This is a genomic window from Oceanobacter sp. 1_MG-2023, from assembly GCF_030689025.1.
GTDB lineage: Bacteria > Pseudomonadota > Gammaproteobacteria > Pseudomonadales > Oceanobacteraceae > Oceanobacter.
Genome location: NZ_JAUYWA010000021.1, coordinates 49,980 through 65,998 on the forward strand (window position 1 = coordinate 49,980; position 16,019 = coordinate 65,998).

Consider the following 16,019-nt stretch of genomic DNA (forward strand, 5'->3'; position numbering starts at 1 on the left):
GGGCGGTATGTCGCGATGATATTTACCAATAAGACCGAACAATTGTTCGTCTGGATATTTTTTCCGCTGGCGTTGCTGCTGCCGTTATTTCTGGAGCAGAACGTTTTTTATATCAACAAGCTGACCACGGTACTGATTTTCGCCATCTTTGTGATGTCGCTGGATTATCTGGTGGGGCGTTGTGGCTTGATCACCCTGGGACACTCGATGTTCTACGGCTTGGGAGGCTATCTGTTTTTTATGATCGCACCGGAGTACGAGGCAGTGAATTTCTGGGTATATACTTTTTATATCTGTGTGATTGCTGCGGTGATTGCCTTGCTGGTGGGCGTGATCGTGCTGCGCACCAGTGGCATCTATATGATTATGATTACGCTGGCGATTGCCCAGATGTGTTTCTATTTTTTCTCCGATTCGATTCATTTTGGCGGCAACGATGGCCTGTTTATTCTGATGAAACCGGATACCAGTCTGTTTGGACTGGCGTTTTTTGACCTCGATAACCCGATTCACTTTTATTACTTCTGCCTGCTGTCGTTATTCAACTGTCTGGCATTCTGGAAACTGGTGCTGGCATCGCGGTTCGGTCGCATTATGGATGCCGTCAAAAACAATCCGGACCGTACCACAGCGCTGGGCTACAACGTCTTTCTGTTTCGACTGATCAGCTATGTGATGGCGTCGGCGCTGGCATCCTATGCCGGTTATCTGTTTGCCCTGCAATACGGCTACGTCAATCCGTCGATGATGTCCTGGCAGACTTCCGGGTCGGCGTTAGTGATGTCGATTCTGGGGGGGATGGGCAGCATTTATGGGGCGATTCTGGGCACCGCAGTGTACTCCGGTCTGCACTATATCTTTGAACATATGACCGAACACTGGCTGTTGCCGATGGGGCTGATGATTATCGCCATGGTGATGGTGTTCAAATCCGGCATTGCCGGTTTTATCGAGAACTGGGTGGAGCGTCGCAAATGAGCCAGGATATCGTTCTGCAAACCGAAGGGTTGTGCAAATACTGGGGTGGCCTGAAAGCCCTCGACAATATGAATCTGGCTTTCCACGACAAGTCACTGCACGGCATCGTCGGCCCGAACGGGGCTGGCAAAAGCACCTTGCTGAATATGCTCTGCGGGACATACAAACCCACCCGTGGCCGGATTCTGCATCATGGCGATGCCATTGAGGATATCCGGGCTTACGAATTTGTCCGTCGGGGCATTGGTCGTGGTTTCCAGAAAACCAATATCTATCCACAGACCACCTGCCTGGAAAACTGCTGTGTGGCGGCACAACGCCGAACCGGGGGCAGCTTCAATATTTTTGCCCGCCGTAATCGCGACAAGCTGTTGATCGAAATGGCCGAAGCTGCTCTGGAGAAAGTCGGCTTGCAGCATCGACGGGATGCCATTGCGGCACAAATCAGTTATGGCGAACAGCGCCAGCTGGAAATCGCCATGGTACTGGCAACGGCACCGTCGGTGTTGCTGCTGGATGAACCCATGGCCGGAATGGGCCATGAAGAATCCCGGCTGATTATCGATCTGTTACAAACCCTGAAAACAGACTACTGCATTGTACTGGTAGAACACGACATGGAAGCCGTTTTCGAGCTGTCGGACCAGCTGACCGTGATGGTGAACGGCCAGCATCTGGTAACAGGCACAGTGGATGATGTACGGAACGATCGACGGGTAAAAGAAGCGTATCTGGGCCAGGGCGACGAGGTAATCTGATGACACCACTATTGACTGTTCGTGGCTTGCACACCTATTACGGTGAAAGCCATATTTTGCACGGCGTGGATTTTACCCTGGAGGCGGGTCAGGCGATGAGCCTGATGGGCCGTAATGGCATGGGGAAAACCACCACTCTGAAATCGGTACTTGGGCTGGTAGCCCCGCGCGGTGGCGATGTGCGTTTTAATGGCACTGACCTGAGCGGATTACCGACCTGGAAACGCATGCGCCAGGGTATCGCCTATGTGCCGGAAGGGCGTGGCATGTTCCACAACCTGAGCGTGAAAGAGCATCTGCAGCTGGCGGCTCGTGAAGGCGTGAATGGCCAGCAATCATGGCATTACGATCGCGTGCTGGAAACCTTTCCCCGGCTGGCCGAACGACTGACCAATCTGGGCACCCAGTTATCGGGCGGTGAGCAACAAATGCTGGCGATCGGGCGGGCGTTACTGACCAACCCGGAACTACTGATTCTGGATGAGGCGACAGAAGGGCTGGCACCCTTGATCCGCAAGGAAATCTGGGATGTGATTGCCCATATCAAGGATAGCGGTATGTCGACCCTGATTGTCGACAAGAACATTCAGGTACTGAAAAACCTGTGTGACCGACACGTGGTGCTGGTGAAGGGAGAGGTGGTGTTCGATGGTAATACCACCGACTTGCTGGACAATATCGACACCGTTGAGACGCACCTCAGTGTGTAGGAGACACCTGTTTAATCCTGTACGGCGGCAAACCGCGCCCCATGGGTGATACCGGCCTCACTGTTTATAACGGTGGGCCATTGTTGGCTCGCCGAGGCGGGTATCACGATCGTATAACCATCGGTATGGACTGTATGGGGCTTATTATTGTATTGATAAGCACCATTAACCATTACAGGTTGCGGGCTTTCAAGGTGGCTGACGGCAACTCACCAAAAGTTTCCCTGTACTCGGAGGAGAAACGACCCAGGTGCGTTACGGCATAATCCATTGCCGCTTCCGTGACATTACGAATCGCCGGATTCTTTTGTAACTCCCGATGTATCGCTAACAGTTTGGCCTGCTTGATATAACGCTTTGGCGTTGTCGACAGGCTATTGGCAAACAGCGAATACAGCTTGCGGACACTGATACCCGCAATGGCCGATAATTCCTCGACCGTCAGGTTCTCTTTGATATTGGCATCAATATAAACTAACACCCGTTGTATTTTTTTGTCTTCCGGCGTTGTTGGAGGCATAACATCCATCAAATTGCTGTTGAAGGTACTCATCAGCTTTTGCACCAGTAAATCCCGATAGCTGGCAGAAATGCCATTCAGACTGAGCTCAGATTCTTCACTGGCTTCATAAAAAACCGCCTCAATACAGGACAAAAAAGACTGCGACTGACGAATATCCCGTACCTTGCGTTCAAACAAAATCCCATTGTTGGGTACTCGGCCTGCCAGCTCGATACAGGTATTGTTCATGACCTCCCGAGGGATCTTAACAATCAGCTTTTCACAATCGTCGCTGTAAACAAGATCAATTTTTTCTCCTGGATTCATCATCAGTGCCTGACCGCTGGTCAGCAGCATATCGGTGTCTGAAAAGCGCCACTGGCATTCACCACGCATAACAATCTGAAAATGATAAATATCTTCCAGGTCGGGGCAGGCCACGCGTACCCTGTTGCCATAACAAATCCGGGACAGGGAGAGATCGGAAAACTGACACAATGACAACTGGGCGCGGGAGGTTTCGGTTTCCATCAGTTCCAGACGATGGCGGCCAATATGACGGTTGACATGATTGGACACCTCATCCGGGGTGGTATTGGTACATACGGCTGAGTTATTGAGCACGCTGACTAACATACGATGTCTCTTTTATTGTTATTTTGGATCACCTTACCCTCATTTATAAAGGTAGTCGAACCAGTAGTACAAAAAACAGCCTGTATATTAATCGGTAAAATGGGATTTGATTGACCCATAAATGGAATTATAAAATAAGACCTGTCCAGAACCGGTTTTTACCAAAAAACACTTCATACAATGGACGTGATAGCCATAAAGCTGGTGATAAAAAATCGAAGTTTGGCCTGTATTTACACAAGTATGAATCAAAACTAACAACCGGTAGATTTATTGGCTATTGCTGTTTTGTATTGATTGTTGATGTTCTTGTATTGGATATTGATATAGCTGGATTTGTTCTCAACTGTCAGGCAAGGCTGGTATTTGACCACAGATTCTTTGTGGATTAGATACATATGACACATCCTCAACCCCTCAAAAGCATCCATGGCTGACCGTCGTCTTGTCAGAGGATTACTATAAATACGGCTCTGTATTCACATAACAAGCGTGATAATAACTGGCTCCTCTGCCGCCACTTCAGGCGTGATCCTGATGTTCTGGGAGGTGGCAAAGGCCAAAATCACCTTCAGAAATCCAGCAATATCCTGAAAACAGGATTACAAAATACCGATTGTATGGGCCGGAACAGTCCCTCTTGTGGGATGGGATAGGTATTATTCACACATATCTGAACAGGCGATAGCCGCGATCACACCTGGTCTTTATCGACACACAAAAACAGGTACAAACGCCAGCATGAGCATGACCACAGCGGATAATTATCCGCAGGTCTCTTCTGATCGGCCCTTTAACCAAGGAGCCTCTGGCATATCCCGGCATCCGCATACTACGTTTACACAGGATCTTGAATGAATATCAAACTCTCGGTGGTCGACCAGTCGCCGGTTCATGGCTCCCACTCCCTCAGAGCCGCGCCCGGCCTGACTCTGGAACTGGCCCGTCTGTGTGATGAACTGGGCTACCACCGCTATTGGGTAGCCGAACATCACGACAGCATGCACTTTGCCAATCCCTGCCCGGAGATACTGGTAGCCACCATCGCCGCCCAGACCCAGCGTATCCGGGTGGGCAGTGGCGGGGTCATGCTAAGTCATTACAGCCCGCTAAAAGTGGCCGAGTGTTTTCGGATGCTCGCCACACTGCACCCCGACCGCATAGACCTCGGGATCGGGCGAGCACCGGGAGGCTCCAGTCTGAGCTCAGCAGCGTTGGCTTTCCCACACCGGCCACTGCAGGGCGACATTTATGAACAGCAAGCACAACTGCTGGGGCAGTTACTGGAAGGTAGCGTACCCGCCAACAGCCCGTTTAAACACCTCAGTGTCATGCCTGATAATACACCGACTCCGGAACGTTGGATGCTGGGCTCCAGTGGTGGCAGTGCCGGCCTGGCAGGCAAACTGGGTTACGACCTTGCACTGGCACGCTTTATCGCACCAGACCAGTGTCAGCCATCGATATTCGACCACTGGCAGCAGGCATGGCAACAAGCCGGGCACCAGCGCCAGCCCAACAAATTACTTGGCATCGCCTGTATCTGCGCCGCCACCGAAGACGAAGCAAAACTGCGCGCAGGCACCGCGGTATATCGCAAACTGACAGCCCAGCAAGGCATGCCGGAAGACTTCCTGACCCCCGAACAGGTACAAGACCGCTACCGGCAGATGTCGCCATCGGCACAAGCCGGTTACGACCATATTCTCAGTGGGTACACCGTTGGCACCGCTGACCAGTGCCTGACGGATATCGAACAACTCAGCCGCCGGTTCAACTGCCAGGAATTTGCCCTCGTCACCGTCACCCACAGTCATTACGACCGTATGGAAAGCTATCGGTTACTGGCGCAGCAGTAGTAGCCAGCGCTGAGTGCGTACCCCAAACGACGAGAAATACACCCGTCTGGCCCGGCACTATCCGTGGCCGCATAACGCCATAAAAACGTAAATTTAACCAGACAAGCAGGTAGCAGTAGAGCATTGTCAAAAAAGCAGATACAATACGCGGCCTTGATTCAGGTAATCATCACCTGAACTCATCGACCGCCCGTAGCTCAGCTGGATAGAGCGTTGCCCTCCGGAGGCGAAGGTCAGAGGTTCGAATCCTCTCGGGCGGACCATTTTCCAAGCCGTTCTGGCGATAGTAACTACTGACTCCCAAAATTCAGATCAAGCAGCACACCATAAACAAACGCGTTTGAATATGCTGTTTTGCGGACGGGCCGTCCGCGCTCCCATGATTTTATGTAACTCAGGAGCGCGGCGGCGGTTTATTTCGGGAGCGCGGCAGTGGTTTATTTCGGGAGCGCGGGCGGCCCGCCCGCATTAGCGCTGCTCAAGCAACGTCGGAAGATAAAAAGCAATGGTTATTGCTCAACACTGTTATTATTGAATATAGCTTGATAAATACGAGCGATTGCTACTGCATTTTCAAATGCCAGCTCGATTCTACCATTGGTTATGTCTTCAGCTGTTATTGATTGTTGAAGATAACTGCTGATGTTGAATGGGCCATCCTCAGGATCATTAATATACCCGTAGATATTGGCGTACAATGTTCCGGCTGAATTAACAGGTAAAGAAAACTCTACTTCGCCATTTATCATTGTGGCAGTGCCATATGAGTAATGGCCGGTATTTGTTCTATAAGTGTAGTAGAAGGTTTCTCCATCCAGCACATACTGGGTTTTTAGAATCTGTTGGATTGTTGCAATTTCAGTACGATCAAACAGATCTTCATCTAAAAACTTCTGATACGTTGTACTCAATACCAAAGGCTGTGAGCGAGCAGTGTAAACTTGATAACTTCCGCCCCAGGTACTGGAGTTTTCAGGGTTTGAATTTGGGTGGGTAATATTTAATATTTGAATCCGTTTTTCTGCTTGGGCTTCATTGAGTGCAGAGGCTCTGGGTTTGTCGTAGGCTTTTAATATAAGTTCATTGACGTCCCAATAGGTCAGGTCTGTTGGAGCAGTAATATAAGCACTTGCCTTGATTGACACAGGCTCTGGAATTGCCAGTACATCTATGGCAACCAGCATTGGCTCTTTACATTGAGTATAATAACCTACGAGTTCAGTCTCTTGAGAACCGGATACAATGACGGTATCACCATCGATATCACCATACGAAGGAGTAATCGAAAAGCTGAACCCTTCTGCATTGGGTGTGTTATTAATCAGATTTTCTGGGTCCAGCAATGTACCGGTGCTAGTCCTCTGTCTGGCACCGTTTTTCTCGATTTCTGTTTTAATTATGATGCCGGAAGCAGGGATCTGATCGGCAGTAAGTAAATTACCACTCAAGTCTGTAAAATTAACCTGGCGCATGCATTTGGCGCTGTAGTGCCAATCCAGATTCCAATAGGATAAATGATCAGTCTGAACACTTAAGTACAGGCCCTGGTCATCTTCTGTAACGATGCCCTCTTGGTCGTGCATACCCCATTGGCCAGTCGTTTCATTGTGACTCCATACTGGAATAACATCACCAATTTTAACGGGTTCACCTGTTTCAGGGTTGATAATATCGTCAGGGATGCGAAAAACCAAATCTGCCGTGGTGCCCAGCTGATGGGCTTTTTGGTTGTTTTCATCAATGATATCTACGGCAAGAAAACCGGCGGTCATAAAGAAACCTTCACCGTCGGAGCTATCTGTCATATCCGTATCGCTACCAACGGAAAAACCACCAGGGAAACTATCAAGTGCGCTGTCTTCGGTAGGGTCAAAGTACGCAATTTCAACGTGTAAATTACCAGACAGAAGATTGCCATCGATATCTGTCAGTGTGGTATTGGCAGGCAAGCTAATGCCAATACCACTTTCGGTTTCAACCACCAGTTCTGAATCCAATACACCGTCTGTGGCTACGTGGCTGGTATTACTCACCACCGTAACTCCCGTCGGTGAAATGATTTTACTGACCAACTTGAGAGTGACAATTTGTTGGCCATCTTCCAAGGCAGGTTCTACCACCACACTGCTTCCTCCAGCAAAATAGTTGCTGGCCGATGCCTGTATGCGGAAACTGATTGGTGAAAGCTGATCAGCAAAACCGCTATCGATCAGAACATTGGTAGTGCCATTATCGGTGATAATTAATTGACCATTCGTGAAAGCGTCTCCCTCATCATTGGTCAAATAGGCAAGTTCAGCCGCATCAGGAGCATAAAAAGACAATGACACCGATTCTTCAATCGGTTCCAGGGACGCCGCGTCCAGTATCTGGATTGACAGGGTTCGGCTCTTGACCGAGGTCATTAGCGCTTGATCCGAGCCTGAGGTACCGCGTACAACCACGGAAGGTTCTGAAGGCACCTGGTTTTCCAAACCAACTTCATCATCCGAACTACTTAGGCAAGATGATAATAATACAGCGAGAGGTAAGGTTAATAATGCCTTTGGCAGGTGTGACGTTATATAAAAAACAGAATTTCTCATGTTGTCTGATTCCTTGTTTTATAAATGCCCATCGGGATTAAATCTGATAACTCAATGAAAAATTTATAACAGGTATAAATAAATCAGAATTATCTATGTCGCGCTGCAACTTGGCTTCTTCAATATCCACATCTGATTGCACGCTGTGACAACTCAAGGAGTTTTCTGGACAGGTAGCATATAAGTCGGCATCGACGGAGTGAAGAAATACAGCACCCAGATCCAGCATGAATCCAAAGCCTTTGCCAGCACTTACCGGGTTACCCCAACCAAAACCGATATAAGGAGATCCCGTTGCTGATGAAATATCCCCACTCAGGCTTTCCAATTCTGTTGTTGTATCGTAGACCTCACCATTGACTTCGAGTGTGCCATTGCGAGGGGTGGCGGTTATATTCATGGATAAATCATAGTTCACATACGCAGCAGATAAACGAAAGCTCCCATTAAATGGATATATATCTGCTCCAATGCGTATATTTTTAAATGCCAGATTGCCGTCGTAATCTAGATCATCGTTTTGAAATTCATGATTCAAATCCAACGTATTGAAGCCACCACGCAGAACCAGCCAATCCAGCACCTTATAATGCGCACCCAATCCCAATCCCAGCGTGCCAATCTCACCACCAAGAGCAAAACCAGACTTCTCTGCCTGCAAGGGGGCAGAGAGGCATAATATTGAAATCGCTCCGAGGTATTTAAATAGAGACATGTTTTTAGTCATTGTCTATTCCATTTCGTTATAAAAATACTTTTATTTGGGTATTAATAGTACAGCGGCACATCCAAAAATATTTTAATCTTCTCCCTGTCTTTATAATTTTTCTTGTTGCTTTTGGTTCTTTTCCTATCCTGCTTTAGGACTGGTCAGTGTTTTTTTGATAATAATTCTCACTGTTTATAAAGTGTTTTTATTCTCAGAGAGCGAGGCTTGAGTTTTTATACTTGACTTTGGTGGGGCGCCTTTTTCGATGAATAAAAACCGGCCTGGCCAGTTATTAAACAGGCTATTATTTACTCTGGATTTTGTTGCCTGTGCTTTCCATATACCGCACTTCTACTAGCTGCTGGAGCCATTTGGGTTCCTCCCGCTCTGCTTCAACGGGCTGAGCTTCATTGCATTACAATTGCTGTTTTTCTTTCTAGCGGTAGAGCAAACTGATTGTAGCGCCCGAAGGTTTTGCGTCCTCCGGGCTGAATAATCAGCGGGGAAACAAGAGTAATAACTGATGTAAACGCTTATGGATATTCTTCTAACGGCGTTTCCTGATCGTGATTGGCATCTCTGTTAGTGACGTGAGGCGGCCGGAATATTCAAGGAAAACAGCCTGAGTGCAACGATTAACCTAACTGTCAATTTTTGTAAAATTTATCCGCTCGGGCGCCCGGGGTCAATAGCTGATGGGTGAAAATTGAACAATTTCAACTTTGGCGCTGATAGCCCTTTTCTGTTCAGCTTGGGTTTGCATGAGTTACCAACTCATATTCGCTGTTTTTGCGGACGGGCCGTCTGCGCTCCTATGTGAGCCGAGGTGTGAAATTGTCGGGAGCGCGGGCGGCTCGCCCGCATCAATACTGTTGATGTATCAGACGGCAGGAGGTTCGAATTTCAGAGTCAGACGGTCCTCGTCATCCTGACGCTGTACGAATTCTTCCAGGCGGTCGCGTGCAGGCTCACCGAGGGTACGTGCTGTTTCCGAGATAAGAAGCTCGGTGACAGCAAAGGCCGCAGTCATTGAATCGAATGGTTCTAACGCCTTGTTGCCTGCGGTAAGCAAAGCGGTAGCCTTGGAGGCCAGGGGAGAAAGATACTGGTCTGTTACCAGAATGACCTTGGCGCCTTTATTGATTGCTTCTAACCCCCAGTTAATGGTCGTTTGCTGGTAGCGTCGAAAGTCAAAGACCACAGCAACGGTCGACGGTTGTATGTCGACAAGGCTGTGAATATCAGGGACAGATAGTTGGACGTTCGGGCGCAGAATTGAAAGGTAACGATAAAGTTGCTGGGCCAATACCTGGCTGAAGCGCCCACCTATTGTCACGATGTTATTCTCAGATGCACACAGCAGTTGAACGGCCTTTGTGATTTCTGCATCACTGAGTGATGTAAATGTATTACGGATACTCTCCAGGTACAGGAACTGTGCCTGCCCGGAGGGGGACGTTTCGTCAGAACTTGATCGATTGTCCGGGTAGCTGCCAACGGGTGAGAATAGCCGGTTCTGGGCCTCATTCCGTAATGCGTCCTGAAATTCTGAATAGCCGTCAAAACCCAGTTTCTTTACAAAACGCACAACGGTTGGCGGACTTGCCCCTGAGCTAGCGGCAAGTTGTACCACAGGCACAAGGCCTCCCATCGGATAGTTTTCGGAAATCGAGTTAGCTACAGCAAGCTCGGCCGGTGGTAACCGATCCCGCAGAGCCCTGATTCGCTGGGAAACAGTTCCATTCACTCCAGGTTGTGCTGTCATTCGACTATGTCTCGCTCTTATGTCTCATTCGCTGTGTTGCGGTTGATACACCCGGGTAAATATCTGCGCAACGTAAATCCGGGTGGCCATAGTATAGTGGCCGACCCAATCCCGAAGCCACACGATTATCCCCGACTTCAATTGATACCAATCCGTTAGAACAACGGACTGATTGTATTTTCACATGGTGAGATTTTGATCCTCAGCAGTTTCAACTACGGCATTTGAATATCCAGGACACGATTTGATTGGCGGCATTGTTCACTCTTATCGGTGGCTCAGAGGTTCAGGTCAGGACTGTTTTCAGTGGCTCTTATACACCGTTTTTCCAATCCGTTGCGGGCGTGATGAAGATCGGCGTCAGCGTCATGCGCCAAGGTGGCGCATGACGCTGCTTTATCGGCTGGGGCCGAAGCAGCATTGATTCCACGGCCCTTCGGGGCGGATTTTTTCATCAACCCAGCGCGCTCAATCGTTACCTTCCAACGCTCTTTGCGCTTCTTTAAAGCACCAATCCGCGATCAGCTTCCAGTGCTGTGGATCACTCTGCACAACCCAAATCAAGAAATATGCAAACGCATATGTTTATAAATTTTCATGTTGACATGAATCATGGAAATTAATGAACATTGCCGGACAGCGTACACAGCAGCGAGGAAACAAAAATGAGTGATTCTCCGGAAATTTCCGGTTTCATTGATGAGTTTGGTCTTTGGACTGATGAGCAGAAAGAGGCCGCAACAAAAATCAATGCGATGGTGGAAAAAGGCGATCTGAAAACGTTTCGGGTATCCGTTCCAGATGCTCAGTCCAAACTTCGTTCCAAGACGCTTCTTCCGGGGGCCTTCAAGTCCGCTCTTCGGGAAGGTGTTGAATTCACCAGTGCCTATTTCAGCTTTGACTCTGCTGAAGGTGTCGCATTCAACCCGTTCGGCAAGGACGGTGGTCTTGGCCTCGACGACATGCACGGCTTTTCCAACGCTATCCTTGTGCCGGACCCACTCACGTTTCGTGTTTTGCCCTGGGCGCCGACCGTCGGTTGGGTGTTGTGTGATATCTATCTTCGCAATGGCAAGCCTGTGCCTTTCGATGCCCGTCACCAGCTGAAATCGGCCATTAAGCGATTGAAGAAGCAGGGCTTTGATCTGGTTACAGGACTCGAAGTTGAGTTCTATGTAACACGGGTGACGGATCATAATCTCGGTGAGGAACATATGGGAACTCTGGGGGTTCCGCCTACACCGCCATCTGTTGAAGCTCTGTGGCGCGGCTTTGCCTATATGTCTGAGGACCAGCAGGACAAGATCAGTGAAATCACAGACACACTGGCAGAAAACTGCCTGGCTCTTGGCTTGCCGCTTCGCACAATGGAAGATGAAATGGGGCCGGGGCAGCTTGAATTCACCTTTGATGTCCAGGACGCCTTGCAGGCGGCTGACTCTATGGTGCTGTTCCGCTCTATGGTGAAACAGACAATGGCACGCATGGGATTGCATGCCACCTTCATGGCCAAACCGATTTTCTCGAGTTTTGTGGCTTCTGGCTGGCATTTACATCAGAGCCTTGCTGCGCCGGGAGTACCGAACGCTTTTGTGGCATCGCCGGATAGTGGTGAGATTCTTTCTCCTACAGGGCTTTCTTACGTTGCAGGCCTGCTGGAGCATGCTGTCGATGCTTCAGTATTTACCAACCCGACGATTAATGGTTATCGCCGCCTTAAACCCAATTCGCTGGCCCCAGACCGTTCAACCTGGGGCTACGACAACCGGGCAGCGATGGTACGAGTACAAGGTCGTCCCTGCCATATCTCCGGGCACATTGAAAACCGTATCGGTGAGCCGACAGCGAATCCTTATCTCTACATAGCGTCGCAAATACTCAGTGGCTGCGATGGCCTTGAGCGTAAGCTCAGCCCCTGTCCGATCGAAGACAGCCCCTACGAAGCCGAGCACCGGCCGAAGCTTCCAACCAATCTGATGGAAGCTACGGAAGCCCTTGATAAGAGCAAGTTCTTCCGTGAGGCGATGGGAGACCAGTTCATCAACTGGATGGTTGCTATGAAGAAAAGTGAAATTAACCGCTTCCTCGCTGCCGAGCCTGACTGGGAGCAGTCCCCTGATACGGTGACCCAATGGGAACACCACGAATACTTTACGCGCTACTGATGGCATCGGTATTAGGAGACATTTCGTGAATATTATTACCACATCGGAATCCAGCTTCGGACACCTGATTGAAGAAGGGCGTGTTCACCGTACCCTCTATACGGATACCGATATTTTCCGCCTTGAAATGAGCCGGGTTTTTGGTGGTACCTGGACCTATCTGGCTCACGCCAGTGAGCTGCCCAAGCCAAATGATTTCGTGCGCAAGAAGCTTGGTTTACGCCCGGTTATTATCACCCGTGACCGTGAAGGAAAATTTCACGGCCTGCTGAATCGTTGCACACATCGCGGTGCAACCATTTGCCGTCAGGATGAGGGAAATGCTCGTCGCTTCACCTGTCCGTACCATAACTGGTCGTTCACCAATACCGGGGAGCTGGCTGCTGTTCCTCTTGAAGAGGGTTATGGCCCCTCTTTCAAAAAGGAAGAACTGGGCCTGGGTAAACTGCGTGTCGAGAGCTATCGTGGCTTTATTTTCGGTACTCTAAACAAGGAGTTGCCTGACCTCAAAACCCATCTTGGTCCGTCAGCAGAGCTGCTGGATGAATGGCTTGACCGTTGGCCGGGCGCAGAGCTGCAGCTGCGCCGCGGACAAACCAGGTTTACCTGCGCCGGTAACTGGAAGCTGATTTATGACAATGCTGCTGATGGTTATCACCCGGGCTATTCCCATGCGTCACTGCTGCGTATGAGAAAAGACCGTTACGGTGGTGGCGTCGATATGCAATGGGCGCTTGGTAATGTTGATGAGGGCCTGCAAACCGTATCTGACTGCGGTAATGGTGGTACCTTCATCGATCAGCGGGCAGAAATAATCCGTTATTGGGATCAATCTGCTCCTATGCCAGGCGAAGGTCCGTATGAGCGGATTATCAGCGAGAAAATGGGTGACAAAGCCGATGCTGCCCTCGACGTCGTGATGGGGTCTGGCATGAATATTAATATTTTCCCCAACCTTCTGATTATCGGCAACCAGATTCAGGTTATTGAGCCTCAGAGTGTCAATAAAACCAATATTAATTGGTATGCAACCGCCCTCGTTGCCGACGATCTTCCAGACGAAGTCAATTCACTGCGTATGCGTTTGCAAGAGGATTTTCCGTCCTTCGGTGAGCCTGATGATCTGGCGAATTTTGAAGAATGCCAGGCTGGTCTTGAAATTGAGGAAGTCGAGTGGATACAGACCGGGCGCCATATGGATACCGGCAAAGAGTACATCGGCGCCAAGGGAATGTTGAGTGGCCCTGTATCGGATGAACTTCCATTACGTGTTTTCTGGAAAGAGTGGCAGAAGCGTATAGAACAAGGTAATACCGGGGGGACGAAATGAGCATCAACACCAATCTTATAAAGGATGGCTTCACCCTTGAGGACATTCTGCGCGATACACTCGAGTCGAATTATATTGACGATTCTTACTACGCGAAACTGCGTAATGATATGGATGAATGGGAAGGTAAAGGTACGGTTCTTAATGAGGAAGAGCGTCAGGCCTATGAGTCCCTGATCATTCACGAAAACTGGCTACTGGATCGTCGTGCATTTGAACAATGGTATCAGCTCTATAGTCGAGAATGTGTTTACTGGGTGCCTGCTGTTGGTGAGTTGCCGGATGCTGAGCGGGCAGACCCCCAGCGCCAGGTCACGATTGCTTTCGATGACCGTCGTCGCATGGGTGACCGTATCGTATGGTTAAGAACCGGCGTTGCTTATTCGCAGCTGCCCCCGTCTTATACCTCTCATGTGAGCGCATCTTTCGTCAGACTGCCGACGGAAAAGGAAGGAGAAATCAAGATTCGTTCGCAGTTTATCGTTCAGGAAATGCGGGGAGGCCATGCAATCCAGACGTTCAGTGGTTGGATGGGACACGTTTTCGTCGAAGAAGGCGGCGTGATCAAAATCGATCGAAAAGTCGTTTGTCTGCTTGATGCACCCCGTAATCATCACAACCTGACGTTCCTGTTGTGAGGTGAGATGATGACTATCACTGTTACAGGAAACGAGACGCTTGCCCCTGGGTTCTGCTTACACCTGACGGTAAACAGCAAGGCAGTTATAGCAGACGGCATTATTAAATTATTACTGGCTGGCGAAGATCTTCCGGACTGGGAGCCTGGTGCGCATATCGAGCTGGCATTTCCCGGAGGGCTGGTACGCGCTTATTCGATTGTTTCAGGAGAGCCAGGGCGAAGTTACGAGCTGGCTATTCTGCTTGAACCGGAAAGTCGTGGCGGTTCGCGCTACGTCCACGAACAGGTGCAAGAAGGAGACGTCATTGCGGCTACCGAACCCAAAAACTCTTTTGCCCTGGAAGCGGCGGAAAATTACGCATTCATTGCGGGTGGCATTGGTATTACGCCTGTTTTACCAATGATCAGAAGTATGAAACGTGCAGGTAAGCCCTGGAAGCTGTATTACCTCGGTCGGTCACGTACACGAATGGCGTACATGGCTGAAGTCGAGGCGCTGGAGCGTGAGCAGCCTGGCAGTGTGTTCGTCCATATTGATGACGAAGTTGGCGGTGTTGATCTTGGTGTTCTGGTTAATGGACTTGCGGAGAATACAGCGGTCTATACCTGTGGTCCTAACGGATTGATGGATGCGCTTTCTGTACAAATTGAACAGCGGCCCTCGATCAGTCTCCATATGGAGCGCTTCGGACGGATCGAGCTGGTGCCATTAGTTGATGCTGCAGCAATCAGTGATGATGCTACTGACGCAGCGTGCGATGTTGATGGGGCGTTCGAACTTGAGCTGCATAAAACCGGAGAGACGATCAACGTGGGTAAGGATGAAACCATTCTTGATTGTGTCCGTAAGGTTCGGCAAGGCTTGTCCTTCTCATGCTCCGACGGATACTGCGGAACCTGCGAGACCGCTGTGCTTGGCGGTATTCCCGATCATCGTGACACCGTACTTTCCGAGCAGGAACGTGAAGAAAACCGAACGATGATGATCTGCGTCAGTCGCTCCAAAACCCGCAAGCTGATTTTGGATCTTTGACGAACCGCACCTCGTAAAACGCTGTCTTGCGGACGAGCCGTCCGCGCTCCCATAGGAGCACCGCGGCGGTGTGTTCATAACATACCTGGGAGCGCGGCGATTGGTTCACAACATACCCGGGAGCGCAGCGATTGGTTCATAACATACCCGGGAGCGCGGCTGTTGGCTCATAACATACCTGGGAGCGCGGCGATTGCGAGGGTGTTCATAGTTCTGTGTCACCCATTACTTACAGATCCACGTAGCCGTCGATCCGTCCTTCGAAGTGGATACTCAGCTGCGACAGCGTCAGGTTCCAGTTTTGCACCGGATGCGTCCACTTTTCGGATGCCTTCAACATACCTGCGTA

Annotated in this window: 12 protein-coding genes, 1 tRNA gene and 1 pseudogene; 9 read left to right on the forward strand and 5 right to left on the reverse strand. The window is 49.7% G+C overall.

Annotated features, from left to right (window positions below):
• Positions 1–15: 15 nt before the first annotated feature.
• The 3 genes from Q8W22_RS13035 to Q8W22_RS13045 are packed head-to-tail and all read left to right on the forward strand — an operon-like array spanning position 16 to position 2,446.
• On the forward strand, positions 16–978 hold the full coding sequence (locus tag Q8W22_RS13035; protein WP_303434468.1) for a branched-chain amino acid ABC transporter permease: 963 nt from the start codon (positions 16–18) through the stop codon (positions 976–978).
• The gene (locus tag Q8W22_RS13040; RefSeq protein WP_305415027.1) at positions 975–1,736 is read left to right on the forward strand and encodes an ABC transporter ATP-binding protein; all 762 of its coding nucleotides are present in this window, start codon (positions 975–977) and stop codon (positions 1,734–1,736) included. The genes Q8W22_RS13035 and Q8W22_RS13040 overlap by 4 nt, the downstream gene beginning before the upstream one ends.
• Entirely contained in the window at positions 1,736–2,446 is a 711-nt protein-coding gene (locus Q8W22_RS13045; RefSeq protein ID WP_303434809.1) for an ABC transporter ATP-binding protein, read from the forward strand. Before Q8W22_RS13040 ends, Q8W22_RS13045 begins: the two co-directional genes overlap by 1 nt.
• A gap of 172 nt (positions 2,447–2,618) precedes the next feature.
• Here the strand turns inward: Q8W22_RS13045 and Q8W22_RS13050 are convergent, their stop codons facing one another.
• Positions 2,619–3,584, reverse strand: coding sequence for an AraC family transcriptional regulator (locus Q8W22_RS13050; RefSeq protein WP_303434811.1), 966 nt, complete (start codon positions 3,582–3,584; stop codon positions 2,619–2,621).
• 854 nt (positions 3,585–4,438) lie between these two features.
• Here Q8W22_RS13050 and Q8W22_RS13055 point away from each other — a divergent pair.
• Entirely contained in the window at positions 4,439–5,443 is a 1,005-nt protein-coding gene (locus Q8W22_RS13055; protein ID WP_305452617.1) for an MsnO8 family LLM class oxidoreductase, read from the forward strand.
• A gap of 186 nt (positions 5,444–5,629) precedes the next feature.
• Positions 5,630–5,706, forward strand: a tRNA-Arg gene (locus Q8W22_RS13060).
• Between the two features lie 246 nt (positions 5,707–5,952).
• Here the strand turns inward: Q8W22_RS13060 and Q8W22_RS13065 are convergent.
• The 3 genes from Q8W22_RS13065 to Q8W22_RS13075 all read right to left on the reverse strand — a co-directional run bounded on the left by Q8W22_RS13065 (position 5,953) and on the right by Q8W22_RS13075 (position 10,502).
• On the reverse strand, positions 5,953–8,028 hold the full coding sequence (locus Q8W22_RS13065; RefSeq protein ID WP_305452618.1) for a hypothetical protein: 2,076 nt from the start codon (positions 8,026–8,028) through the stop codon (positions 5,953–5,955).
• Between the two features lie 37 nt (positions 8,029–8,065).
• Positions 8,066–8,755, reverse strand: a complete 690-nt coding sequence (locus tag Q8W22_RS13070; protein WP_303434816.1) for a hypothetical protein — start codon at positions 8,753–8,755, stop codon at positions 8,066–8,068.
• A gap of 862 nt (positions 8,756–9,617) precedes the next feature.
• Positions 9,618–10,502 (reverse strand): MurR/RpiR family transcriptional regulator, encoded by an 885-nt coding sequence (locus tag Q8W22_RS13075; protein ID WP_303434817.1) that lies wholly within the window; start codon positions 10,500–10,502, stop codon positions 9,618–9,620.
• Between the two features lie 665 nt (positions 10,503–11,167).
• On the opposite strand from Q8W22_RS13075, the gene Q8W22_RS13080 reads away from it, so the two are divergent.
• The 4 genes from Q8W22_RS13080 to Q8W22_RS13095 are packed head-to-tail and all read left to right on the forward strand — an operon-like array spanning position 11,168 to position 15,670.
• Entirely contained in the window at positions 11,168–12,667 is a 1,500-nt protein-coding gene (locus Q8W22_RS13080) for a glutamine synthetase family protein (RefSeq protein WP_303434819.1), read from the forward strand.
• Between the two features lie 25 nt (positions 12,668–12,692).
• Entirely contained in the window at positions 12,693–13,997 is a 1,305-nt protein-coding gene (locus Q8W22_RS13085) for an aromatic ring-hydroxylating dioxygenase subunit alpha (protein WP_305452619.1), read from the forward strand.
• Positions 13,994–14,635, forward strand: a complete 642-nt coding sequence (locus Q8W22_RS13090) for an aromatic-ring-hydroxylating dioxygenase subunit beta (RefSeq protein WP_305452620.1) — start codon at positions 13,994–13,996, stop codon at positions 14,633–14,635. The genes Q8W22_RS13085 and Q8W22_RS13090 overlap by 4 nt, the downstream gene beginning before the upstream one ends.
• A 6-nt stretch (positions 14,636–14,641) precedes the next feature.
• Entirely contained in the window at positions 14,642–15,670 is a 1,029-nt protein-coding gene (locus tag Q8W22_RS13095) for a PDR/VanB family oxidoreductase (protein ID WP_305452621.1), read from the forward strand.
• A 229-nt stretch (positions 15,671–15,899) separates the two neighbouring features.
• Here Q8W22_RS13095 and Q8W22_RS13100 read toward each other — a convergent pair.
• A pseudogene (locus Q8W22_RS13100) lies at positions 15,900–16,019 on the reverse strand (IS256 family transposase); the annotation flags it as partial.